17 protein-coding genes are annotated in these 23,564 nt (G+C 61.1%); 7 read left to right on the top strand and 10 right to left on the bottom strand.

Annotation, left to right across the window (positions count from 1 at the left end; genetic code table 11):
• Window positions 1–78: 78 nt before the first annotated feature.
• From ileS to HK26_RS05155, 5 genes are all read left to right on the top strand, one after another.
• Window positions 79–2,997: an isoleucine--tRNA ligase gene (ileS, locus tag HK26_RS05135; protein WP_086638789.1), complete on the top strand. Its 2,919-nt coding sequence runs from the start codon at window positions 79–81 to the stop codon at window positions 2,995–2,997.
• An 11-nt stretch (window positions 2,998–3,008) separates the two neighbouring features.
• Window positions 3,009–3,491, top strand: a complete 483-nt coding sequence (gene lspA / locus HK26_RS05140) for a signal peptidase II (RefSeq protein ID WP_086638790.1) — start codon at window positions 3,009–3,011, stop codon at window positions 3,489–3,491.
• A 56-nt stretch (window positions 3,492–3,547) separates the two neighbouring features.
• Entirely contained in the window at window positions 3,548–4,069 is a 522-nt protein-coding gene (locus HK26_RS05145) for a DUF3035 domain-containing protein (RefSeq protein ID WP_081774786.1), read from the top strand.
• A 15-nt stretch (window positions 4,070–4,084) separates the two neighbouring features.
• A complete protein-coding gene (gene mutL, locus HK26_RS05150) occupies window positions 4,085–6,049 on the top strand; it encodes a DNA mismatch repair endonuclease MutL (RefSeq protein ID WP_257640864.1) in 1,965 nt (654 codons plus the stop codon).
• A gap of 117 nt (window positions 6,050–6,166) precedes the next feature.
• Window positions 6,167–7,687, top strand: coding sequence for a complex I subunit 4 family protein (locus HK26_RS05155; RefSeq protein ID WP_086638792.1), 1,521 nt, complete (start codon window positions 6,167–6,169; stop codon window positions 7,685–7,687).
• A gap of 29 nt (window positions 7,688–7,716) precedes the next feature.
• Here the strand turns inward: HK26_RS05155 and HK26_RS05160 are convergent, their stop codons facing one another.
• From HK26_RS05160 to HK26_RS05170, 3 genes are all read right to left on the bottom strand, one after another.
• A complete protein-coding gene (locus tag HK26_RS05160) occupies window positions 7,717–8,616 on the bottom strand; it encodes an EamA family transporter (RefSeq protein ID WP_086638793.1) in 900 nt (299 codons plus the stop codon).
• Between the two features lie 57 nt (window positions 8,617–8,673).
• Entirely contained in the window at window positions 8,674–10,698 is a 2,025-nt protein-coding gene (gene parE / locus HK26_RS05165; RefSeq protein WP_086638794.1) for a DNA topoisomerase IV subunit B, read from the bottom strand.
• 94 nt (window positions 10,699–10,792) lie between these two features.
• Complete coding sequence (locus HK26_RS05170) at window positions 10,793–11,311, bottom strand: hypothetical protein (RefSeq protein ID WP_086638795.1); 519 nt, start codon at window positions 11,309–11,311, stop codon at window positions 10,793–10,795.
• 381 nt (window positions 11,312–11,692) lie between these two features.
• Between HK26_RS05170 and HK26_RS05175 the strand changes: the two genes are divergently transcribed.
• Complete coding sequence (locus tag HK26_RS05175) at window positions 11,693–12,232, top strand: Ig-like domain-containing protein (RefSeq protein WP_086638796.1); 540 nt, start codon at window positions 11,693–11,695, stop codon at window positions 12,230–12,232.
• Window positions 12,233–12,328: 96 nt separating this feature from the next.
• Here the strand turns inward: HK26_RS05175 and HK26_RS05180 are convergent, their stop codons facing one another.
• Complete coding sequence (locus HK26_RS05180; RefSeq protein WP_086638797.1) at window positions 12,329–12,778, bottom strand: RrF2 family transcriptional regulator; 450 nt, start codon at window positions 12,776–12,778, stop codon at window positions 12,329–12,331.
• 154 nt (window positions 12,779–12,932) lie between these two features.
• On the opposite strand from HK26_RS05180, the gene cysK reads away from it, so the two are divergent.
• Entirely contained in the window at window positions 12,933–13,919 is a 987-nt protein-coding gene (gene cysK, locus HK26_RS05185; RefSeq protein ID WP_086638798.1) for a cysteine synthase A, read from the top strand.
• An 87-nt stretch (window positions 13,920–14,006) separates the two neighbouring features.
• Here cysK and HK26_RS05190 read toward each other — a convergent pair whose 3' ends face one another.
• The 6 genes from HK26_RS05190 to dprA all read right to left on the bottom strand — a co-directional run bounded on the left by HK26_RS05190 (window position 14,007) and on the right by dprA (window position 23,540).
• On the bottom strand, window positions 14,007–15,242 hold the full coding sequence (locus tag HK26_RS05190; protein WP_180539326.1) for an OmpA family protein: 1,236 nt from the start codon (window positions 15,240–15,242) through the stop codon (window positions 14,007–14,009).
• Window positions 15,243–15,372: 130 nt separating this feature from the next.
• A complete protein-coding gene (locus HK26_RS05195) occupies window positions 15,373–15,720 on the bottom strand; it encodes a DUF1491 family protein (RefSeq protein ID WP_086638800.1) in 348 nt (115 codons plus the stop codon).
• Complete coding sequence (locus tag HK26_RS05200; protein ID WP_086638801.1) at window positions 15,717–17,525, bottom strand: S41 family peptidase; 1,809 nt, start codon at window positions 17,523–17,525, stop codon at window positions 15,717–15,719. The genes HK26_RS05195 and HK26_RS05200 overlap by 4 nt, the downstream gene beginning before the upstream one ends.
• Window positions 17,518–19,554 carry an RNB domain-containing ribonuclease gene (locus tag HK26_RS05205; RefSeq protein ID WP_086638802.1) on the bottom strand — a complete coding sequence of 679 codons (2,037 nt, stop codon included), beginning with the start codon at window positions 19,552–19,554 and terminating at the stop codon, window positions 17,518–17,520. Before HK26_RS05205 ends, HK26_RS05200 begins: the two co-directional genes overlap by 8 nt.
• 3 nt (window positions 19,555–19,557) lie before the next feature.
• The gene (gene topA / locus HK26_RS05210; RefSeq protein ID WP_086638803.1) at window positions 19,558–22,296 is read right to left on the bottom strand and encodes a type I DNA topoisomerase; all 2,739 of its coding nucleotides are present in this window, start codon (window positions 22,294–22,296) and stop codon (window positions 19,558–19,560) included.
• 29 nt (window positions 22,297–22,325) lie between these two features.
• Window positions 22,326–23,540 carry a DNA-processing protein DprA gene (gene dprA / locus HK26_RS05215; RefSeq protein WP_086638804.1) on the bottom strand — a complete coding sequence of 405 codons (1,215 nt, stop codon included), beginning with the start codon at window positions 23,538–23,540 and terminating at the stop codon, window positions 22,326–22,328.
• Between the last annotated feature and the right edge of the window lie 24 nt (window positions 23,541–23,564).

A 23,564-nucleotide genomic window follows, 5' to 3' on the forward strand; every position in this document is an offset into this window, starting at 1 on the left:
AAGACAGTAACGACCAAGGTGGCGTGGGGGTAAAACCCCATATGCCATGAACCCGAACCGAAGTGACCTTAGCCTCCCATGACCTCATCGAGCAGCGAACCCGACAAGACATCCCTGGCCGATCAGTATCGCGATACGGTGTTTCTGCCACGGACCACGTTTCCCATGCGGGGCAACCTGCCCCAGCAGGAGCCAAAATGGCTTGAAAAATGGCGTGCAGGCGGGCTGGATGAGCGGTTGAAGCAGCAGGCACAGGGCCGCCCAGTCTTTACCCTGCATGATGGCCCGCCCTATGCCAACGGGCACCTGCACATTGGTCATGCGCTCAACAAGATCAACAAGGATGTCATCAACCGCGCCCACCGCATGGCGGGTTACGCGGTGCGGTACGTGCCGGGCTGGGACTGCCACGGCCTGCCGATTGAATGGAAGGTGGAGGAAGGGTACCGTAAGGCCAAGCGGGACAAGGATTCCGTTCCCGTTCTGGAGTTCCGTGCGGAGTGCCGCAGCTATGCAGGCAACTGGCTGAACATCCAGATGGAGGAGTTCCAGCGTCTGGGCGTTCAGGCGGAATGGCAGAACCGTTACGCCACCATGGATTTTTCATCCGAGGCGGCGATTGCGGAAGAAATTGGCCGGTTCCTGCTCAATGGCAAGCTGTACCGTGGCCTGCGCCCGGTCATGTGGAGCCCGGTTGAAAAAACCGCGCTGGCTGAGGCCGAAATCGAATATCACGACCACACCTCCACCACCATTCTGGTCGCTTTTCCCGTGGTCAAGGACCCCACACCAGCGCATGCGCTGGCCGATGTGTCTGTCGTGATCTGGACCACAACGCCGTGGACCATTCCGGGCAACCGCGCACTGGCATATGGGCCGGAGATCACCTACGTGGTCCTGCGGGTGGACGAAACGCGTGAGGGCGCGATGCTCGAACCCGGCGCGCGGGTACTGGTGGCCGAAGCACTGGTCGAGTCCTTCTGTGCCGAGGCGCATGTCAGCGCGCATCATATTCTTTACACCCTGCCCGGTAGTGCGCTGGCGGGGGCAGTCTGTGCCCATCCGCTGCGGGGTGCGGGGTATGATTTTGACGTGCCTATGCTGGCGGGCGAATTTGTGACCACCGATGCCGGGACCGGCCTTGTGCATCAGGCCCCTGCTCATGGTGAGGATGACTTCATGCTCTGCCGCGCCAATGGCGTGGATGTGCCCGAAACGGTGCTGGATGATGGCACATACGCGCCGTGGGTTCCCGGTTTTGCGGGCGTGCATGTGTTCAAGGCGGCCGATGTGGTCTGCACGACCCTTGCCAGTGTGATGGAGCGGGCCAATGCTGCGGGTACGGCCCCGGCAGGGCTTGTGGGCCGGGGGCAGATTGTGCACTCCTACCCGCATTCATGGCGTTCGCGCGCGCCGATCATCTACCGCGCTACCCCGCAATGGTTCATCCGCATGGATGGGGAAAACGCGCTGCGTGAGAACGCGCTCAAGGCGCTGGATAACGTGACCTTTGTGCCCGCACAGGCCCGCAACCGCCTGACCTCCATGATCCGCACCCGCCCGGACTGGTGCATCAGCCGCCAGCGTGCATGGGGCGTGCCCATTGCCGTGTTCGTGGAAAAGCGCACGGGTGAAGTGCTGCGTGACCCCGCCGTCATGCAGCGTGTGGTGGATGCCTTCCGCTCCGAAGGGGCCGATGCATGGTACACCTCCGAGCCATCGCGCTTTCTGGGCGAGGGGCGTAACCCGGATGATTATGAGCAGGTGTTCGATATTGTGGACGTCTGGTTCGAGAGCGGGTCAACCCACGCCTTTGTTCTTGGACGTCCGGGGCTGAGCTTCCCCGCTGATCTGTATCTGGAAGGTTCGGACCAGCACCGTGGCTGGTTCCAGTCCTCTTTGCTGGAAAGTGTTGGCACACGTGGTGTCTCGCCTTTCAAGGCCGTGGTCACCAATGGCTTTGTGCTGGACGAGCAGGGGCGCAAGATGTCCAAGTCCCTGGGCAACGTGATTGCCCCGCAGGACGTAAACGACAGCATGGGGGCAGATGTTCTGCGCCTGTGGGTCATGAACTCCGACACCAACGATGACCTGCGGATTGGCAAGGAAATTCTCAAGCAGCAGGGTGAACTCTACCGCCGCCTGCGCAACACGCTGCGCTGGTTGCTGGGTGGGCTGGACGGCTTTACCGATGCCGAAGTGGTCCCCTATGCCGAACTGCCCGAACTGGAACGCTGGGTGCTGCACCGCCTGAGCGAGCTGGGCGGGCTTGTGGCCCGTGCGGTGGAAACGCATGAGTGGGTTGGTGTTTACCCCGCGCTGCACGGCTTCTGCACCACTGATCTGTCCGCTTTCTACTTTGATATCCGTAAGGACGCGCTGTACTGCGATGCACCATCCAGCCCCACGCGCCGTGCTGTGCGTACGGTGCTGGATGTGTTGCACCGCTGCCTGAGCACATGGCTGGCCCCGGTGCTGGTCTTTACGGCGGAAGAGGCATGGGCAGCGCGGTTTGGCGAGCAGGCCAGCGTGCATGAGCAGGCCTTCTTTGACCTGCCAGCAGAATGGACCGATACCGATCTGGACGAACGCTGGGCGCGTATCCGCTCCGTCCGCCGCATTATCACAACCGAGATCGAGGGTGCGCGCCGTGCGGGCACTATTGGTTCCTCGCTTCAGGCGCAGGTCGAACTGACCTTCTCGGAAGAAGAAGCCAGCATTTTTGCGGGTGTGAACTGGGGCGAACTGGCCATTGTCTCCCATGTTGAGGTGGTGATCGACCCCACGTCCTCCTCCATTTATGTGGATGGGGATGAAGGGGGAGACCTGCATGGGGCTCCCGTGGTTCGGGTGGCAGAGGGCGAAAAATGCGCCCGCTGCTGGAAAGTCCTGCCCGAAACCGGGTCGAATCCAGCATACCCCGGTGTGTGTCCGCGCTGTGCGGATGTGGTGGCCCAGAACGGCTTTGCCAGTGTGTCCGCACAGGCGGGCGCGTGAGCAGGCCGTTTATGCTCCGCCCAGCAGGTATTGGCCTGCTGGTGCTGATGCTTGTGCTGAGCGCTGACCAGCTCAGCAAGTTCTGGATTTTATATGGGCTGGACCTGCCTGCGCGTGGTTCCGTGGCTGTGCTGCCCTTCCTCAACTTTACCATGGTCTGGAACCATGCCGTGACATTTGGCATGTTTGGCGGGCTTGGTGGGGCGGGGCGGATTGTGTTTTCCGTCGTGGCAATGGTAGTAGCGTGTTGTCTGCTTGTGTGGATGGCCCGCACACCCAGCAGGCTGACGGCAGCATGTGTGGGGGCCGTGACCGGCGGCGCCATAGGCAACGTTATTGACCGTGTGCGCTATGGGGCGGTGGTAGATTTTTTGCACGCACATGCTTTCGGGTGGTCTTGGTATGTATTCAACGTCGCAGACTCCGCTATAGTGTGCGCGGTCTGTGTGTTGCTGTTGCAGAACTTTCTGTCCGATGGGCAGCAGACATCTTAGGCATAAGGCAGCCCGCGCCAGAGCGCGCGGTTTTCAGGATGAGTGGAAGGCAGATGATAGTGCGCCGTGTTTCGACCCTGATTTCTCCGGTGCTGCTGGTAGGCGGCTGCATGATGCTGAGCGGCTGCTCCGGGCATGAGGCCGCACAGGCATTCGGCCTTGAACGGAGCATGCCTGACGAATACACGGTCACAACCCGTGCACCGTTGTCCATGCCCCCTTCGGACGAACTGGTTAAGCCCGGCAAGGGCGATGACCGCAGGCAGGATGAGAGCGAGCGCCTGCAGGCACTCGAAACCCTCTCCCCCGACGTGGCCCTGCGTGGCACCAATGGGGACACCAGCGAAGGCCAGACCATTCTGGTGAACGAGGCAACGGCTGCGGCGGATGAACCCGATCAGGGCGAACTCGGTGCCGCAGGGTCGGGTTTTGTGGAACAGTTGATGTTCTGGAAAGGTGGCAAGGCTGGAGGCGTTGTGAATGCGGACGAGGAAAATCGTCGGCTCAAGACCAATGCCGCCCTCGGCGCCCCCCCCACCAAGGGTGTGACCCCCACCCAGCACCCCAAAAAGAAGTAGGATACGGGTCTGACCATGTCAGACCGGTCTGATCAGGTGAGTATGCCGGGGAATGTTCCCGTGCAGCCGCATGTACGGCGGCTGCCGGAGGTTATTGTCAACCGCATTGCTGCGGGTGAAGTGATCGAGCGCCCGGCCGCTGCGGTCAAGGAACTGATAGAAAACGCCATAGACGCCGGGGCCCGCCGGTTGGACATCTCGCTCGATGGGGGCGGGGTGGAACGCATGATCGTGACTGACGATGGTGTGGGCATGTCCCCCGATGACCTGACGTTGGCGGTCGAGCGGCATTGTACCTCCAAGCTGGGGGACGAAACGCTGGTGCATATCAACACTCTGGGCTTTCGGGGGGAGGCGTTGCCTTCTATCGGGGCTGCGGCACGCCTGAGCATTACCTCCCGTCCGAGGGGGGAAAGCGGGGCGTGGCGCATCCGGGTTGAGGGCGGCAAAACCTACGCGCCCGAACCTGTGGCGGGGGCGTTTGGCACCAGCGTTGTGGTGGAAGACCTGTTTTTTGCCACGCCAGCACGCCGCAAATTTTTAAAAAGTGCCCGGGTGGAAGGCCGCCACGTGGAAAGCGTTGTGCGCCGTCTGGCTCTGGCCGTGCCCCAGACTGCCTTCCGTTTTGTGCTGGATGGGCGCGAGGTGCTGGACCTGCCAGCACAGGACATGGCCGCGCGTGCCGCCGCCCTGCTGGATGCAAGCGAGGCAGATGGTTTTTTAAGCGTTGACGGCGTGCGCGATGGCATGACCCTGAGCGGCTTTATCTGCCCGCCGTCGGTCCACCGTTCCACCGCCAACGGGCAGTTCATGCTGGTCAATGGCCGCCCTGTGGTGGATCCGGTGCTTAAAACTGCTGTGCGCGTGGCGTATCGCCGGGTGATAGAACCCGGTCGCCACCCCGTTGTGGCCCTTATGCTCAGTGTGCCGCCAGAACAGGTGGACGTGAACGTACACCCGGCCAAAACCGAACTGCGCTTTGCAGATGAAGCGGCCGTGCGCTCCCTTGTGATTGGCACACTCCAGCGCGCGCTGGAGCATGGGGCGGGTGTTGCGGGTGTGCGCCCTGTCCTGTCCTCCGCACCGCGGGCAAGCCGCATCTGGTACCCGCCAGAGCAGGGGCAGGGTGCTCCCTCGCCCGCTCCGGCCTATCCATCTGCTCCGCAGGCCTCTGGCATGGCTGAGCCGAGGCTGATGTTTGGGGATACACCGTCCGCCAGAACCCTGCCCCCGGTATCTCCGGCCATGTCTTTTTCGTCCATGAGTGAGCAGGATGTCAGTGCGTTTGGCATGGGTGCCCAGCAGGCGGCGGGGCAGGCGGGTGCCGGGGCCAGCATGCCCGCGCCACCGCAGATGGGTATGGCCGCCCCCAGCGGGCCGGACCACCCTTTGGGGGCGGCTGTGGCGCAGGTGCTCGATACGTATATTCTGGCCGTGGCGGCAGATGGCGCACTGGTGCTGGTTGACCAGCACGCTGCCCATGAGCGGCTGACACATGAGCGGTTGCGGGAGCAGTATCTGGGCGGGCGGGTGCAGGCCCAGCGCCTGCTTGTGCCAGATGTGGTGGAACTGCCCCGTGTACAGCAGGACCTGCTGCTGGCGCGCCAGCCCATGCTGGAAAAACTGGGTGTGGAAATAGAAGAGTTTGGTGCAGGCTCCATTCTGGTCCGCGCCTTGCCAGCCATGCTGGGCCGGAGTGATGCGGTCAGCCTGTTGCGCGATCTGGCCGATGAGCTGGAAGCGGATGAAAACGGCGCTCCGGATGAGATGGCATCCCTTGATGGCAAGCTGGATGCGGTGATCGCGCGGATGGCGTGCCACGGCAGTATTCGGGCAGGAAGACGCCTGACGCCGGAGGAAATGAACGCCCTGCTCCGCCAGATGGAGGCGACGCCGCGGGCAGGCACCTGCTCGCATGGACGGCCCACATGGCTGCGGCTCAGTCGCAATGATCTCGAAAAATTGTTTGGTCGGCGCTAGGCGCTTCCGTGCGGCAGAGCGTGTGATCGGCGGAACGTGAACAGCCCCCTGCTGGCCTCATGCGGTAAAAAGGCGCACTCTTAAAAAAGTGTCATTAAACCCGGATGGTGAGAAGCCGTGCAGCCAATCCTGCTTTCGCTGGTAACCTATCTTCCTCTTGCAGGCGCGGTTGCGGCCTTTCTCTGTCCCGGTCAAGGGCCGGAGCGGGACCGTACTGCCCGCTGGCTGGGGCTGTGGACAACGCTCCTGACATTTGGGTTGAGCGTGTTGATGTGGGTCGGTTTTGACCCGAACCAGCCCGGCCTGCAATTTGAAACGCGGCTGAACTGGCTGTCCGACTACGGTATTTCTTACCATACCGGGGTGGATGGGATCAGTCTGGTCTTTATTCTGCTGACGGCTTTCCTTACGCCATTGGCGCTGGGGGCGGGCTGGCGCAGCGTGCAAACACAGGGGCGGGATTTTGTGGCGGCCATGCTGCTGCTTGAAACTGCCCTGTTTGGCCTGTTCTCCGCGCAGGACCTGGTGCTGTTTTACGTCTTTTACGAGGCAACGCTTATTCCGGGCAGCCTGATGATTGGTATATGGGGGGGCAGCCGGCGGGTCTGGGCATCGTTGCAGTTCTTCCTGTTTACCTTTGGCGGCTCGCTGTTCATGCTGGTCGGGCTGATTACCATGTGGCTGCATGCGGGTACGACTGATATTCCCGCGTTAATGCATGCTGGTTTTTCCCACTCGCTGCAGGGCTGGCTGCTTTTGGCCTTTCTGCTGGCTTTTGGCGTCAAACTCCCGCTTTTTCCGCTCCACGCCTGGTTACCCGATGCTTATACGGAGGCCCCAACTCCTGCCTCGGCCATGTTGTCGGGCGTTCTGTCCAAAACAGGAGCTTACGGGTTGCTGCGTTTTGGGGTGCTCATGTTCCCCGATGCAGTGCGTACATTTGCTCCCTATGTGCTGGCACTGGGTGTTGTGGCCATTCTGTACGCAGCCTTTGTGGCCTTTGCCCAGACGGATATGAAGCGCCTTATCGCCTATTCCTCCTTCTCCCACATGGGCATGATTGCGGTGGGGCTGTTTACACTCACAGCCGAGGGGATTGATGGCGCCATCTTTCAGATGCTCTCCCACGGTGTGGTGATCGCGGCCCTGTTCTTCTGTGTGGCGGCTGTGGCATGGCGGGCGGAAACGCGCGATATTGATGCACTGGGTGGGGTTGCGCGGCAAATGCCAGTGCTGGCTCTGCTGGCCATGCTGTTCACCATGGCCAATGTGGGGTTGCCGGGCACAGGGGCCTTTGTGGGCGAACTGCTGGTGCTTATGGGGGCAGTGCATGTGTCCATCTGGGTGGCGTTGCTGGCTGGTGGCACCATGATTATGGGCGCGGTTTACATGCTCTCGCTTTATCGGCGCGTTCTGTTTGGCAGCGTGCGCGGCACAGTGGGCCTGCTCCGTGACCTGACCGTGGGGGAACTTGCCGTGCTTGCGCCGCTGGCCGTGGTAACAGTGTGGATGGGGGTGCACCCCGGTACCTTCACCCGGCTTTTTGACCCCATGATCATGCAGGCCGTGCATGGCGACACGGTCAACGTGGCCTCTTCTTCCGTGCATGACACGGTGCTGCATCTGGCCAGCAGGTAAGGGCGGCGTAACGGGGCAAGCCCCCGTTACTACTCGGGAAGGGCCGGTCCGTCGGGTGCTGTGGCTTTGGTCCGTTGGGGCATAAGCACGGTACCCACAGACGCCAGAACAACACATAAAATACCGCATAAACGCAGCAGGGACGGTGCCTCGTGCAGCAGTATTGCGCCTGCTAGCGAGGCGGAAACGGGTTCGAGGCTGCACAGCACGCCAAATTCACGGGCCGAGAGTTTTTGCATCGCCTGCATTTCCAGCGTGTAAGGCAGGGCGGACGAGCAGAGTGCAACAATAACGCTCACACCCAGCAGCAGCGGGGCCTGTATGCCCACCCAAAGGGCAGGGATGGTGCAGGGCATAAAAACAGCGGCTCCCCCGCACAGCATACCAAGCGAACATGCCTGCCCGGATGGGAGCTTACCGGCAATGTTGCGCGCAAAAATAATATACAGCGCCCAGCACAGGGCTGCCAGCAGGGCAAAGACAATGCCAATGGGGTCTGGCCGTACAGCAGATTCGGGGCGCAGCAGCAGCACAAGCCCCAGCACGGTCAGGCTGGTCCACACCACATCGGTCCAGCGGCGGGTATGGATAAAGGACAGGGCCAGCGGGCCGGTAAATTCGAGTGCTACGGTCGTGCCCAATGGCAACCGCCCTAGCGAGAGGTAGAAAAAATAGTTCATCGCCGCCAGCGACAGCCCATAGGGCAGAACCAGCCAGAGCACCCTGCGTGACAGGCTGTGCCACGAGCGAAAAAACAGCATGAGCATAATGGCGGCAAAAAAAGTGCGCAGCCCCACCATGCCCGCAGCCCCAAAAGTGGGGAACAGCATTTTGGCGTAGGAGGAGCCAAACTGCAGGCAGAGCATGCCACCTACAACCTGCACGAGTGCTGTAAAACGCTCCCGTGCCGAAAAAACAGCAGTGCTCATGAACGGCTCACTTTATGGCCCTGTGCGTGGCGGAACCGAAGGCTATAGGCTGGTGGGTCAGATATCCAGCAGTTCATCAACCGAGCGGGCATGTTCCTGAATAAAGGCAAACCGGAGTTCGGGTTTGCGGCCCATCAGACTTTCCACCCGCTCGCGCGTGCTCAGCCGGTCTTCTGGCGGGGCAATAACGCGCAGCAGGGTGCGGCTGCGCGGGTCCATTGTGGTTTCCTTCAGGTCCGCCGGGGGCATTTCCCCCAACCCTTTAAAGCGGGAAACGTCAATTTTGCCGCGTTTTTTGCTCAGTGCGGTCATTTTGCGTTCGCGGTCCGCATCGTCCATGGCGTACACGCTGTGCGCGCCCTGTGTCAGGCGGTACAGGGGAGGCTGCGCCAGATACAGATGCCCGTTGCGAATAAGCTCGGGGAGTTCGCGGTAGAAAAACGTCATGAGGAGCGATGCAATATGCGCTCCATCCACGTCTGCATCGGTCATGATAATGACGCGGCCATAACGCAGTTTGGTCAGATCGAATCGCTCACCCGACCCACAGCCCAGTGCTTCAATCAGGTCACGGAGTTCCTGATTGGCGCGCAGCTTTTCCGTTGTGGCGCTGGCCACGTTCAGAATTTTGCCGCGTAGGGGGAGCACGGCCTGTGTTTCGCGGTTGCGGGCCTGTTTGGCAGACCCGCCTGCCGAGTCCCCTTCCACCAGAAAAATTTCGGTGTCGGGGGCGTGCTCTTTTGTGCAGTCGGTCAGCTTGCCGGGTAGGCGCAGGCGGCGGGTGGCACTTTTACGCGGTGTGTCCTTGAGCTCGCGGCGGCGCAGGCGTTCTTCTGCCCGGTCAATGGCAAAGCTGAGTAGCGAGTCCGCCTGTGGCGGGTTTTGGGCAAGCCAGTGGTCAAAGCGGTCTCGCAAGGCAGTCTCTAGCAGTTTGCTGGCTTCTGCCGTCGTCAGTTTTTCTTTTGTCTGGCCCTGAAACTGCGGGTCGCGGATAAAGGCGGACAGGCGGGCGGCAATCATGCCCAGAATGTCCTCGGCGGTAATGCTGGCCGCTTTTTTTATGGACCGCTGGTCCCCCCATGCGCGCAAGCCCTTGAGTAGCGCATTGCGGAACCCGGTCTCATGCGTGCCGCCAAGTGGAGTCGGAATAGTGTTGCAGTAGGAGATCAGCGATGCCGGGCCGCTCTCCAAAAAAGCGACAGCCCATTCCACCTTGCCGTTATCCGTCCCGTCCGCCTGAGGGGGCAGTGGGGCTTCCCCCGACCAGAAGGGGGTCAGCAGGGGGGCGTTGGGGCCAAGCTCATCAGCCAGACTGTCGGCCAGCCCACCGGGGAAGTGCAGAACAGCTTCTGCTGGCGTGTCATCCCCAGCCTTGATTAGGGAGGAGTCGCAGGACCAGCGGATGGTTACCCCACGGAACAGAAAAGCTTTGGAGCGGCACAGCTTGTACAGGCGTGCGGGCACAAAAACATGCGTGCCAAAAATTTCCGGGTCGGGCTGAAAAGTAATCTGGGTGCCGCGCCTGTTTGGGGCTGCCCCTGCTTTTTCCAGCGCGGTTACGGGTTTGCCCCGCTCGTAGGACTGCTGCCACAAGGTGCGGTCACGCGCGATTTCCACATCCATGCGAGAGGAGAGGGCATTGACCACGGATGACCCCACGCCATGCAGACCGCCCGAGGTCGCATAGGCCTTGCCCGAAAACTTGCCGCCTGCGTGCAGGGTGGTCAGGATGACTTCCAGCGCGGAACGGTCGGGAAAACGCGGGTGCGGGTCTACGGGAATCCCCCGCCCGTTGTCGCGTATGGCAAGCCGGTTGCCGGGAGCCAGATGTACGTCAATGGTGTTGGCGTGGCCTGCCACGGCCTCATCCATTGCGTTATCCAGAATTTCGGCGGCCAGATGGTGCAGAGCACCTTCATCTGTTCCACCAATATACATCCCCGGCCTGCGGCGGACTGGTTCCAGCCCTTCCAGCACCTCAATGGCGCTGGCGTCATACGCCTCGGCCTCCTGCCCTTTTGGGCGGGCTGCTGTGCTGGCGGGTTTGCGGGGCGGTGTGGGGGCGGAAAACAGATCGCTCATGCGGGAAGTCTGTCCCGCTTTGGCGTTGATTCGTCAAGCACCAGAGGCGGCCTGAGCGTTAAAAGCCCGGCATGCCGCCTGTGGTCGCCTGTCATTACGCGCCTTTGTGGGCTGCCCGGCGGCGGACTGGTGCGCGTGTGGTGGTGGGGGCTGCGCAGCTTTCAAACGATGCAGGCTGGGTGACATCCTTGGCATCGGAATAATTGGAGAGGTCTTCCCCGGTATCCAGTGCATTCACCTCATCAAACATGGCCATGCGCTGCTGGCAGAAGATGGTGCCTGATTGCAGGCCACGCTCGGACTGCACATTGGCAAGCTGGGTGATGTAGTCATCATGCTCACGCTGTGCGCTCCGGCCAAAGGTGGAGCGGAAGTAGCCATTCAGCTTGTCTTCCTCGTTGAGCAGCACGGTGCGGAACTTGGCTACAAACGCATTGTAGCGGTCCTGCGCACTGCACGAGAGAGCGGTTACCATCAGCTCGCTTTTGAGCCCCTGCACGTTGAAGGCTTCATGCGCGGGGGAATGGCCGCAGGGACTTGCGGCAAAAGTAACGGAACTATGCAGAATGCCCGCGGTAAGAACACCCGCGGCAAGAAGACGGGAAAGGAACATACGGTAGGACCTCCGACAGATGCTGCTGAACGCAATAGCCTATTCGTGCAGGAAAGGAACGGCCTAATTTGTCATACCGTCATTTCCGGGGAGGGGGGCACATGGCCGTATTATGCATACATGGCCTTTTTCCCCCTGCTGATCGTGGAGTTGTGTTGTGGCAAAATCCTGTTTTTGCCGCGACCTGTCTGGAAACAGAGAGGCAGGGGTGCCAAAAGGTGCGAGCGCTGCCTCTTCCTTCCTGCTGCGGGATGATTTAAAGGCAGGGACGACCCATGCGGTCCTGTGGCGTGTTATTACGGGGTGTTCCCGTGAGTGCGCTACGGAATGGAACGTACCGGGTTTATGGTTGTATTAACAGGAATGAAGCGGAGCTGTGGAGTGCGCTTACGAGGAATTGCCGGGCTGACGCTAACTGCTGGCATGCTTGCCGGCTGCGCGACAACCGTGGGCCCTGTCCATGTCGGATCTCCCAATCCGTTTGGGTATCTCAAAAAGTCTGCCGTGTGCAGCACAACCCCTATCAAGAAAGAGGCCGACGGCCAGCTTTCCACTACCATGACGGTCCGCTCGGATGACGGGCTGTGCGAGGTGCTTGTCTCCCAGCCCGATGGCAAGCCTTACATGTCCTTTGGAGTGGCGCCCGCTCCCGAGCATGGCAAGGCGTTCCTTTACTCGCTGGATAACGATACACACGTAACCTACACGCCTACACTCGGTTATGCCGGGCAGGACAAGTTTACGGTTATTCTTATCCCCGGTCCCGGCCAGCAGCGTACCCGCCTGACCGTTACCGCGCAGGTTGATGCTACGGGTGTGTATATCCCACGCCCTGCGGTCACGGCGCCCGTTCCTGCCGCACCGGAAAAGAAAACCGCTACCAAGCGGGCGGCACGTCCGGCCAAGACCAGCAAGAACTGAGCAGGTCACACAGTTTGTAAAAAAAGAGCGGCACCGTGGCATACGGCGCCGCTCTTTTTTTGCCTGCCCCAGACCGGCTGGAGCGGGGCGAATAACTCAGATGGAAAAAGTAATGGGTTCGCTCTGCGGGCGCTTGAGCCCGGCCTCTTCTGCCTGACGGACCAGTTCGTCCAGCGTGGTCTGGCGCATCTGCTCGGTCAGTTCGGTGTCAAACCCACCCCAACAGGGCTCAATGACTTTGTGGAAGAGTGGTCCCTGCGGGCCATCGCTGCTCTCGGGGTCGTCGTTGAGAACGGCTTCAATAATATTGATCAGCGACACATCACGCCGTGGGCGGCCTAGCCGGTAACCACCACGGGGGCCACGAATACTTTCGAGCAACCCTGAGCGTGAGAGGGCTTGGAGGAGCGGTTCAATCCCCCGGCGGGCCAGGCCGGACCGTTCGGCAATATCCGCAGCACTGACTGCATTGGAGCGTCCGGCATGGAAAGCCACGTCCAGCATGATGAGAACAGCGGTCATTGCTCTGTCACGGCGGAGAATCATGCACGAAGTCCTTCCTGCTTGGCTTACGGTCTGGCCCATGCTGTGCCAGCCTTGCTGTGTTGAGTGCTTTATAGCAGGGGAATGCCTGTTTATCTACGTTGGAAATTCGTATTATAAGGCAGTTGAACATATAAACAGTTCAGGTAGGGACCAAATGCCATCAACAACGCACGATAACGAGGAATACGGCTTTGCAGCGCCTCGTGGGAGAGTTTACGACTCGGTTTTGAATGTGGTGGGTGGAACGCCTCTGGTCGCCCTGCCGCGTATTGCCCAAGAAGATCAATTGAAAAGCCGCGTGCTGCTCAAGCTTGAGTTCTTTAACCCTCTTGGCTCGGTCAAGGACCGAATCGGCACGGCCATGGTGCTTGATGCCGAACGTAGGGGGAAGATTGTGCCCGGGCGCACCCTGCTGGTGGAACCAACATCGGGCAATACCGGTATTTCTCTTGCTTTTGTTGCTGCGGCCCGTGGGTACAGGCTGATTGTCACCATGCCAGAGGGCGCATCCATTGAGCGGCGGCGCATGGTGCGGCTGATGGATGCACAGGTGGAACTGACCCCCGCACGCCTTGGCATGGCAGGCGCCATTGCCCGCGCAAACGAAATTCTGGCGGAAACACCGGATGCGTGGATGCCCGACCAGTTTGATAACCCGGCCAACCCCGCTGTACATGCCGCCACCACAGCGGAGGAAATCTGGGCCGATACCCAAGGCAAGGTCGATATTGTTGTTGCGGGTGTAGGCACTGGCGGTACCGCTACAGGCATTGCAGAATCGCTCAAACCCCGCCGCAAGGGCATACAGGTGTTTGGTGTGGAACCGGCCGAAAGCGCGATTTTGAACGGGGATGAACCCGGCCCACACGGTATTCAGGGCATTGGTCCGGGCTTTTGCCCCGCAACCCTGCATGTCAAATCTCTGGATGGGGTTCTGACCGTCTCTGAGCGCGAGGCCATTGCCGCGGCCAGACGCTGCGCGCGGATAGATGGTATTCCTGTTGGTATTTCTTCTGGGGCCGCACTCCATGCAGCCTTGCTGCTGGCCAAGAAGAAAGAAAATGCAGGCAAAACCATTGTGGCCATTGCTCCGTCTTTTGCAGAGCGTTACCTGTCCACCTCTCTTTTTTCCGGCCTGTAAGGCAGCTCACCCGCAGGGGTTTGCCGCGCATAAAAAAAGCCCGCCTCCAAAGGGCGGGCTTTTTTGGGCAGGCTGAAAAGCTGCCAGTTAGCGGAAGATAATTTCCACCCGTCGATTCTGGGCTTCCTTGGTGTTGGGGGCAGTCTGCACCAGCGGGTGTGTCTCCCCATAACCATGAATATCAATGGTGGAACCTGCAATGCCATCACGCATCAGTTCGGCCTTAACAACCGTTGCGCGGCGGAGCGAGAGCTTCATGTTATACTCTTCGCCTGCCTTTTGGCCGGGATGTGCGGAGGAGCTGTCCGTGTAGCCCGAAACGGTGATGCGGGTCAGCGCCACATGCGCTGCAGCCTGTGCTGCCTCGTTGACAATGGAACGCGCCCTGTCGGTCAGGTCGGCCTTATCCCAGTCAAAGAATACAAGATAGCTGCGTGCGGCCTGCGGGGCAGGGGCAACGGCATTGGTAACCGGGGGAGGCGGGGGCGGTGCCGGATTAAACTCGTAGCGCAGACCCAGCATCATGGAGTGGTTGAAGTCTGTTACGGTCTTGTGGGTGCCGCTCATGGTGGAGGACACGCCCGCAGCGGCCGCTGTGGTGCCGCCAATATCCCCGGTGGAGGTCACACCATGGGACTGCGGGCCAAACATGGTCCAGAAGCGGTATTCCGCTGTGGCGGACAGGCCAACAACCCAGGGAACGGGGAAGGACAGACCAAAGATACCCTGATAGGTCGCGTTGCCGTACGTACCGCCCATACGCTGCGTTGTGGTGCCACCCGCTGCGTTATGCCCGACCAGAGAGGCCGTGGTGGATGTCCAGCCATAGCCGACACCTGCCCCAAAATAAGGGAACAGCCATGGCTTGCCGATATCCAGATCAAACAGGGCATTGACCATCACGCCATAGGTCTGGCGTCGGCCATCCCCTTTTGTGGTCATGGTGTTGGTCACAAGACGGTTATAACCCATGTTGCGGTAGTCGCCTTCGACTTCAACACGGAAACCATTGCCAAGCCCCCAGCCGACAGAGCCGATTCCCACAGCGCCTGTCTTCCAGCGGTCCCGGCCATCGGGGAAGTTGGCCGAGCTTTTGACCCGCTGGTCCTGATTAAGGGATGCACCGCCTTCTCCGGCAATATACAGGCCCTGAACGGGCTGCGCATGCGCAATAACGGCGGACAGCAGGAGGCCAGCCGCAAGCGGCGCAGAAAGCAGCGTTTGCGCAAGCAGTATCTGGCGCGGCTTCATGGTCTTCTCCCTGCTGTGGCAAAGGTTGTGCGATACATCACGTATGGCGTCTGATGGTACGAGGGCACACATGCCTGCCTTCTTTGCTGTAAAGTTGTGTATGACGCAACAGGCAGAAGCCAGAGTTTTCCCAAAGATATGGATTTTATGCGTCATAAATACCGCAGGCGTGTGGGTTAAGCCACAATACCTGCCTTTCTTGTCAGATCAGTATTGCTTCAAACGGAGGGCTGAAGTCCGTGGTTTCAATTTCCAGCACCCATAAGTCAGGGTCGTACTGGAGCTGGCGGTCAATGTAGGTCTGAATCTGCTCAGGTGGGACCGGGTCTGTGCCTGTTCCGCGTCGCCAGGCGGGTTCTCCCGCATCCGTACGGGTCTGGGAGAGAACAATACCCTCCCCATTACGCCCGGCCAGCACAACCAGAATCCCCCCTGCATCGGGGTCTCCCTTGCGCAGCAGCATGGCTGAGCGGCCATCCAGCCCGGACTGGCGCAGCAGTGCGCGGGCAACAAGGTCGGTGCGCAGGCGCGGAGGTGTGTCCGAACTCATGGCGCGGCAGACACCTGCGGGACGGAGGCCACGTCGTCGGGTATGGCGGTCGTGGCGGTTTTGTACCACGCAGGGTGGTTGATAAGCTCACGCGCAACGCTGACATCCCGGTCATTGCCCAAGGCCGCAGGGCATGCCTTGCGAATGGCCAGAATACTGGGAACAGTGAGCGGGTAGCGTGCCGCGCGGGAGGCGGTAATGGCTGCCTGATTGGCCAGCTTGCCACTGGCGAGCATGTGCAGGGCGTGGTTTGTATCGGCCTCGCCCAGACTGGTGCAGATCTGGGGCATGACGCCAAGTCCCTGCAAGGGCCAGTGCAACGGGGCTATTACACGGCTCCATGTGACAAACAGTTCGCCCTCGTCGGGGAGTTGGGCCACGGTTTGCACCAGCCCTTTGCCCAGTGTTTCGCTGCCAATCACAACTGCGCGCCTGTGGTCAGCCAGAGCGGCTGCCAGAATTTCGGCCGCACTGGCGGTGCGTCCATCCACAAGAACTGCAATAGGCAGGCCGTTGGTCATGTCCCCCCCCTGTACCGCCCAGATGTGGTTGGACTGCGGGTCCCGCCCGCTTGTTACGGCGGCCACGCCGTGGTCAAGCAGCAGGGCTGCGGCGGTAACTGCCTGTTGCAGCACACCACCCCGGTTGCCGCGCAGGTCAATAATAAGACCGCGCAGGTTTTTGTCCTGCGTGGCCTGATCCAGATACTGGCTCATCTCCTCCGCCGTGTCGGAGGAAAAAGCGGTGACTTTGAGAACAACAATCGGCCCGCTAGCAAAGGCGAACACCGTCTCCGGCGGAACCTTGGCGCGCCGCAGGGTAACGGTATGTGCTCGCCGCCGCCCCGGTGAGAGCAGGCGCAGGATAAGGGCGCTATCCTCTGGGCCACGGAGCCAGTCGGTTACGGTTGCGGCTGACTGGCCCGCCGTCAACTGGTTGTTGACGGCGATAATCCGGTCACCTGTATCAATTTCAGAGGTCCAGGCAGGGCCATTGGCGTTAATGGCGGAAACCACAACGTAGCGCCCGCTCTGGGCAAGCGTAATGCCAGCATCTGCTTCGCCCCCGGTCCGGGCTTCCCGGTCGGTGCTGGCTGATGAGGGGCCAATATAGCGCGAATAGGGGTCCAGATGATTGAACAGCTCGTCAAAAAAAGCCTGCAACAGATCATCGCGCCCGGCTGAGCGTACGGCAGCGGAATGGGCGCGTGCGGCTTCTAAAAAATCGGTGGCCAGTCTGGCCCACTCTTCCGTGCTGTCGGCTGGGGGAGCCGGGCGGGAGAGCAGGGGCTGCGGGCCTGCGAGCAACTGAATGCTGGCTCCACGGGAATCGAAGGTCAGCGTCGGGTCCAGAGCGCTCAGGCACCCCAGCCCCCATAGGGTAAAGTCCCGGCTGCTATGCGGCTCAAGGGTGCGTGGCCCCAGAAATTCCAGTGCTGTGGTAATGACCGAATGAACAAGCGACATGTCCACCACAGGTGCCGGGGGCGGGGCAGGAGTCTCTGCCTGTGGTTGCGGCGTGGGCACAGGCGGTGGTGCACTATTGCCCGTCTGGGTGGTGCTGGTTGCGTCCGTGCCAGCGGGTATGCTGGCTGGTGCAGGCACCTGTGCGCTGGCGGGGGCACTGGCCGGGGCAGGTTGTGGTGTTGCTGGCGGGGGGCTGGGCACAGGGGCCGCGCTGCTGCTCTGGGCATGCAGCGTGGTGGGCTGGCACAGCAGCAGAATGGCCAGCACAACGCCGGGCAGGTGCAACTGGTGTTGCACAATGGCACGGACGTAGCCGCGTAAAGGCAGGTCATTACGCATGGGTGGAGGACGCCAGTACGCACACGCCACGTGCCGGGCAGGTTGCCAGCAGATCTGCCATAAGCAGAGCCCCGTTCTGGACAGGGGGCGTGTAGCGGTCGGCAATGCTGCCGTGCAGCGAGTCGTCATTCATCCTTGCGTAATCCGGAAAAGCAGACCACGGCAGCAAAGACGGAGTTCCAGTTTTCGTCAATCGCACGCAAAGGCCATGCCGTGTTGTTGTGGTGACATGGATGTTCACGTTTTGCCCTATGTCTGGGCGCAAAAAGGCCGCTGCCAGCCGATTTTGGCTGTCCTGAGCACTTCTGGCGGCCCTGCGTTCGGTAAAATTAAGGTGCGACGCCAACGTACGATCCTGCATGTCTGGTGGCGCGCAGGCCACAGTAGCGGTGGTATTTCCAACACACCATGCACTGATGGCCCGGTGCGCCACCAGATCGGCATAGCGGCGGATGGGGCTGGTAAAATGGGTATAAAGCGGTAGCCCAAGCCCGTTATGGCGGCCTGCCGTGGCGCAATAGCGTGCGGCAGGGCGGGGCTGTGCGGTCGTTGGAGCCGCATGCACCCTGTACAGGATCGGCAGGTGGTGCTCATGCGCCAGACTGGCGGCCAGCGTGTTTGCGGCGATCATAAAGCTGGCAACCATGTCGTGGGTTGCAAGGCGCTCGCGGGGTACAAAGGCAGCAGGCTGCCCATCGGGGTGGAAGGTGATGGCCCAGGCATCTTCATCCAAACGCATGGGCGCGCGTTTGGTTGCGGCTTTTTCCAGAGCACTGGCTGCGGCACTGAGGGTTTGCAGCAGTGTGGCGGGCAATGCGTGCGCCGGATGCGTGGGCGGCAGGAGGGTGCCGTCCAGCATGGCCTGTGCATCATGGTAAGTCAGGCGGGCGGCACTCCGCATGATGCCGCGTTTGATTGTGCCTGCCAGTACCTCTCCCTCATGCGTGATCTGGATGTCGGCAAACAGGCAGAGCCTGTCCTGACCCGGCAGGAGCGAGCAGGCATTGGCCGACAGGCTGGGCGGCAGCATGGGGACTGTGCGGTCAGGCAGGTAAATGGATGTGCCACGCAGCCGGGCCTCCCTGTCCAGCGCGGACCCGGCTGGTACGGCGTGGCTGACATCGGCAATGGCGATCAGGAGATGGAACCCGGCGTCGGTGGGTTCCGCCCATATGGCATCGTCAAAGTCCTGCGCGGTTTCATCATCCAGCGTGATCAGGGGCAGGGCGCGCAGGTCCTGCCGGTCTGCGGGGGCGGGTTGACCTTGCATGGCGGCTGTGCAGTCGGCCACGCGCTGTCCCTCCTGCTCGGCAGCATCGGAAAAAACGGTTGGTGCGGCGTGTGTGAGCAGGCTGAGCTGGCTGGCCATGCCCGGCGTGTCCGCCCGCCCGTGTGCTACGGGGTTGTGTACGGCCAATGTGCCGTCGGGCATGGTGCACAAGGTTCCCATGACCACCGCCCCGGGTTCGGGCAGGCTATGGTGCTCGGGTGTTGCGAGTGCAAATGTGCCGGCAATCTGGGGGTTGCAGGCCCATAACCGCTCCATGGGGGTGCCAGTCGGGTCAATGGCGCGGGAGAATGCTTGCTTTTCTGCCACGCGGACCAGCAGGTGCTCCGCCCGCGCCTCTCTGCGGTGGGTGCCACATGCGGGGCGTAAGCGGGCCAGTACCATATCCCCCGGTATGGGGCAGGGCAGGTCTGGTGCGCGGGTGGTCAGGGCAACAGGAGTTGCCGCCGGGTCGTCTGCCAGAACGCCGCACGGTGTGCCGTCCATACGCAGGTGGGTTACGCGGACCCGTGCAGTTTCGGGTAGGCCTATGGCGGCCTTGAGCCGGCTTGCTGGCAGGTCCAGCAACGCGCCGCTCAGGGCCATGTCGTGTAGTATGGCTTTGAGCCGGGCCTTGTCACGGATGGGGCGTTCAAATGCCCGGAGAATATCCGTCAGTCCAACAGGGGCCGTTCCATCCAGCAGGAAGGCCCGAAGTGCTGCGCTGGAAGGAAGGGCAGCAACTTCAGACCTGCCGGGCATGGGTTATTCAGCCTTTTTTTTGCGTGTTGTCGTGGTGCTGGCCTTACGGGCTTTTGGCTTGGCGGGTTCTGCGTCCTCTTGTGCAGTTGGTGTGGCTTTTGCCTTGGTTGTGCTTTTTGCCGCCGTTTTTGTTGCTGTTTTGGTCGCAGCCTTGGTGGTGGTTTTGGCAGCCGCTTTTGGGGCGGCTTTTTTCTTGGTCGCGGCCTTTTTGGCCCCCGCTTTGGCTTTGAGCGGTTTGCCTTTGTCTGCCAGCAGGGCCACGGCCTCTTCCAGCGTGACTGCGTCCATATCCGTGCCGCGTGGCAGGGTGGCTACAAGCTGCCCATGCTGGGCGTAAGGTCCAAACCGGCCTTTGCGCACCATAACCGGCTCGCCGTCCTTGGGGTGGTTACCCAGATTGCGGATGGAGGCCAGTTTTTTGGCCAGTGCATCCACCGCCCGGTTCAGCCCCACGGTCAGGACATCATCATCCTTGTCGAGCGAGCCATAGACCGCGCCCATTTTAACGTAAGGCCCAAACCGGCCCAGACCGGCCTCTATGGGTTCGCCCGTTTCGGGGTGCAGGCCCACAAGGCGGGGGAGGGAGAGCAGACCCACGGCCTGCTCCAGCGTAATGCTGGCGCCATCCATGCCTTTGGGCAGGGAGGCCCGGCGGGGTTTGGCTTTTTTGTCGGCAGGATCAGGCTCGCCCTGCTGCGCGTACAGCCCCCACGGCCCTTGGCGGACTGTAATGTCCTCACCCGTCTGGGGGTGCTGGCCAAGCAGGCGCATGCCGTCCTTGAGCGCAGAGCTGCCATCGCCTTCCTCAGCGCTGTCGGCTGTCAGCCTGCGGGTAAACTGGCATTCGGGGTAGTTGGAGCAGCCAATGAACGCACCATAACGCCCGAGCTTGAGCCCAAGCCGGCCCGTGCCACAGGACGTGCAATGCCGTGGGTCTGAGCCATCCGCACGGGGGGGGAAGAAGAATGGCCCAAGGTCCTTGTCCAATGCGTTAAGCACATCGGTAATGGTCAGTTCCTTGGTGTCACCCACCGCCTTGGAAAAATCATGCCAGAAGGAGGCCAGAACTTCCTTCCACTTGGCCTGCCCGTCTGAAATATCGTCGAGCAGTTCCTCCAGACTGGCGGTAAAGCCCGTGTCCACATACCGCTCGAAGAAGGACACAAGGAATGCCGTTACCAGCCGCCCGCGCGCCTCGGGGACAAAGCGCCGGTTTTCAAGCTGCACGTAGCTGCGGTCCTGCAACACGCTCAGGATGGAGGCGTAGGTTGATGGGCGGCCAATGCCCAGCTCTTCCATTTTTTTGACCAAAGACGCTTCGGAGTAGCGTGGTGGAGGCTGCGTAAAGTGCTGCTCGGCTTCCACGCCCTCACGCTTGAGCGGGTCTTTCTCATGCATGGGGGGGAGCATGCGGGAATCGTCGTCGGCTGCGGCTTTCTCGCTATCATCGCGTCCTTCGCGGTAGAGCTTGAGAAAACCGTCAAACGTAAGAATCGAGCCATTGGCGCGCAGCACGGTCTGTGCGGAGGGGCCAGCAATATCCACCGCAACCTGATCCAGCGTTGCCGATTCCATCTGGCTGGCAACAGCACGCTTCCATACCAGCTCGTACAGGCGGCGCTGGTCGTTGTTGAGGTAGCGGGCCATGGATTCGGGCGTGCGCGAAATATCCGTGGGGCGGATGGCCTCATGCGCTTCCTGCGCGTTTTTGGCTTTGGATGTGTAGTGGCGTGGCTGGGCAGGCACGTAGTCAGGGCCGATTTTGCTACCAATATGGCCACGAATGGCCTGCACGGCCTCCTGCGCCATGGTCACGCCATCGGTTCGCATATAGGTGATCAGACCAACGGTCTCTCCCCCCAGTTCCATCCCTTCATAGAGCTGCTGGGCGGTGCGCATGGTGGTCTGTGCGCTCATGCCCAGTTTGCGCGATGCCTCCTGCTGCAAGGTGGAGGTGGTAAAGGGTGGCTGCGGGTTACGCCGGACCTTGCGCCGCTCAATGGAGCGGACGCTCATATCCTCCGCTTCCACCGCACGTTTGGCCGCCTCGGCCTGCTCGGCAGTACCAAGGTCGAACTGGTCGAGCTTTTTGCCGTTCAGATGCGTCAGGCGCGCGGTAAAGGGCGCGCTGGCAGGGGTGAGCAGGGAGGCGGTAACGCTCCAGTATTCCCGTGGCTTAAAAACCTCGATCTCGGCTTCACGCTCACAGATCAGGCGTAGGGCTACGGATTGTACACGCCCCGCACTGCGCGAGCCGGGCAGCTTGCGCCACAATACGGGTGAGAGGGTAAAGCCGACCAGATAATCCAGTGCACGGCGGGCCAGATATGCCTCAATCAGCGGCATATCCAACTCACGCGGGTGCGCCATGGCGTGTTTGATCGCGCTTTTGGTAATCTCGTTAAAGGTAACGCGCTGCACGTCCACGCCTTTGAGCGCATTGCGCTCCTCCAGCATGGCGCGCACATGCCACGAAATGGCCTCCCCCTCTCTGTCAGGGTCAGTGGCGAGGTAGAGGTGCTTTGCCCCCTTGAGCGCCTTGATGATGGCGGCAACCTGCTTTGTGCCGCGCTCATCGGCCTGCCATTTCATGGAAAAGCCATCATCAGGCAGAACGGAGCCGTCTTTGGGCGGAAGGTCACGCACATGCCCAAATGATGCGAGCACCGTGTAGCCATCGCCCAGATATTTGTTGATCGTTTTAGCCTTGGCTGGGCTCTCGACCACAACAACGTCAGTCATACTCTCTCCGACCTGCCCGGAAGCAGCACTTACCTACTCGTTTCTGCCTGCCCGTTAGTGAGTCCAACGCGACCATCCTGATAGGTGGTTACCTGACCTGACAGCTCAAGCTGGGTGAGCGCGGCCAGAACGGCAGAAGCCGAGAACTGGCAGCGCCTTATAAGATCGTCAACAGCTATGGGTGTAAAGGACAGAAGATCAAGCAGGTGTTGGGCGGGGTCCAGGGCTGTAGCCGGGGGGGCAGGTAATAGAGGGGTATTTCTTTTAACTGATTGTTTTTTATCTATATTTTTAAAATTTCTGTCTTCTGCTCCACGCGGTGCGGAGGGCAGTAAGGGGGCAAACAGATCGGGTGTGGATTTTGTGTCGTGTTGTTCCGCAACGGCCTGTTCGGGGTCAAAGAGTGCAATATGGGGCAGAATGTCGGCGGCGCGTTCGGTCAGTATGGCCCCTTTGCGCAGCAGGTCATTGCTCCCCCGGCAACGCGGGTCGAGCGGAGAGCCGGGTACGGCAAAGACCTCCCGCCCATAATCGGCGGCCATGCGTGCGGTAATGAGTGTGCCCGAATGGGGGGCCGCCTCCACCACAACACAGCCAAGGGCCAGCCCGGCAATAAGCCTGTTACGGCGCGGAAAATGGCGCCCTTGGGGGGCTGTGCCAAGGGGGGCTTCGGTTACAACCGCACCCATTTTGGCAATATGGTCCTGTAGGGCGGCGTTCTGTGGTGGGTAAGGGCAGTCCAGCCCACCGGCAATGGCTGCAATGGTCAGCCCCTGCCGGTACAGTGCTCCCTTGTGGGCAGCAGCATCAATCCCGCGGGCAAGGCCGGAAATAATGGTCAATCCGGAGTCGGATAGTTCAGTCGCAAGACTTTCAGCCAGCCGTAACCCATGGGCCGAGGCATTGCGTGCCCCTACAATGCCAATGCCGGGTTTGCGCAGGCAGGCTATGCTGCCCAGCACACTCAGGACTGGCGGCGCATCAGGGATGTGGCGCAGCAGGGGTGGGTAATCCGCGTCCAGCAGGGTCAGGAACTGCCCGCCCATGGCAAGGGTCGCGTCAATCTCACGCTTAATGCTGTCCAGTGGAGGAATAACAGGCTGTGTGCGGCCTCTGGCGGGTAGGCCCGGCAGGGCATCCAGTGCTGCGGCTGGCGTACCATACTGGGTGACCAGCCGGAGCCATGTGCGTGGACCCACCTGCTCGGTCCGGGCAAGGCGCAGGGCAGCGCACAGACTGTTCATGCCGTGGGGTGGCTCAACCGGCGC

The sequence above is a fragment of the Acetobacter okinawensis genome, assembly GCF_002153655.1.
In the GTDB taxonomy this organism is placed as follows: domain Bacteria; phylum Pseudomonadota; class Alphaproteobacteria; order Acetobacterales; family Acetobacteraceae; genus Acetobacter; species Acetobacter okinawensis_A.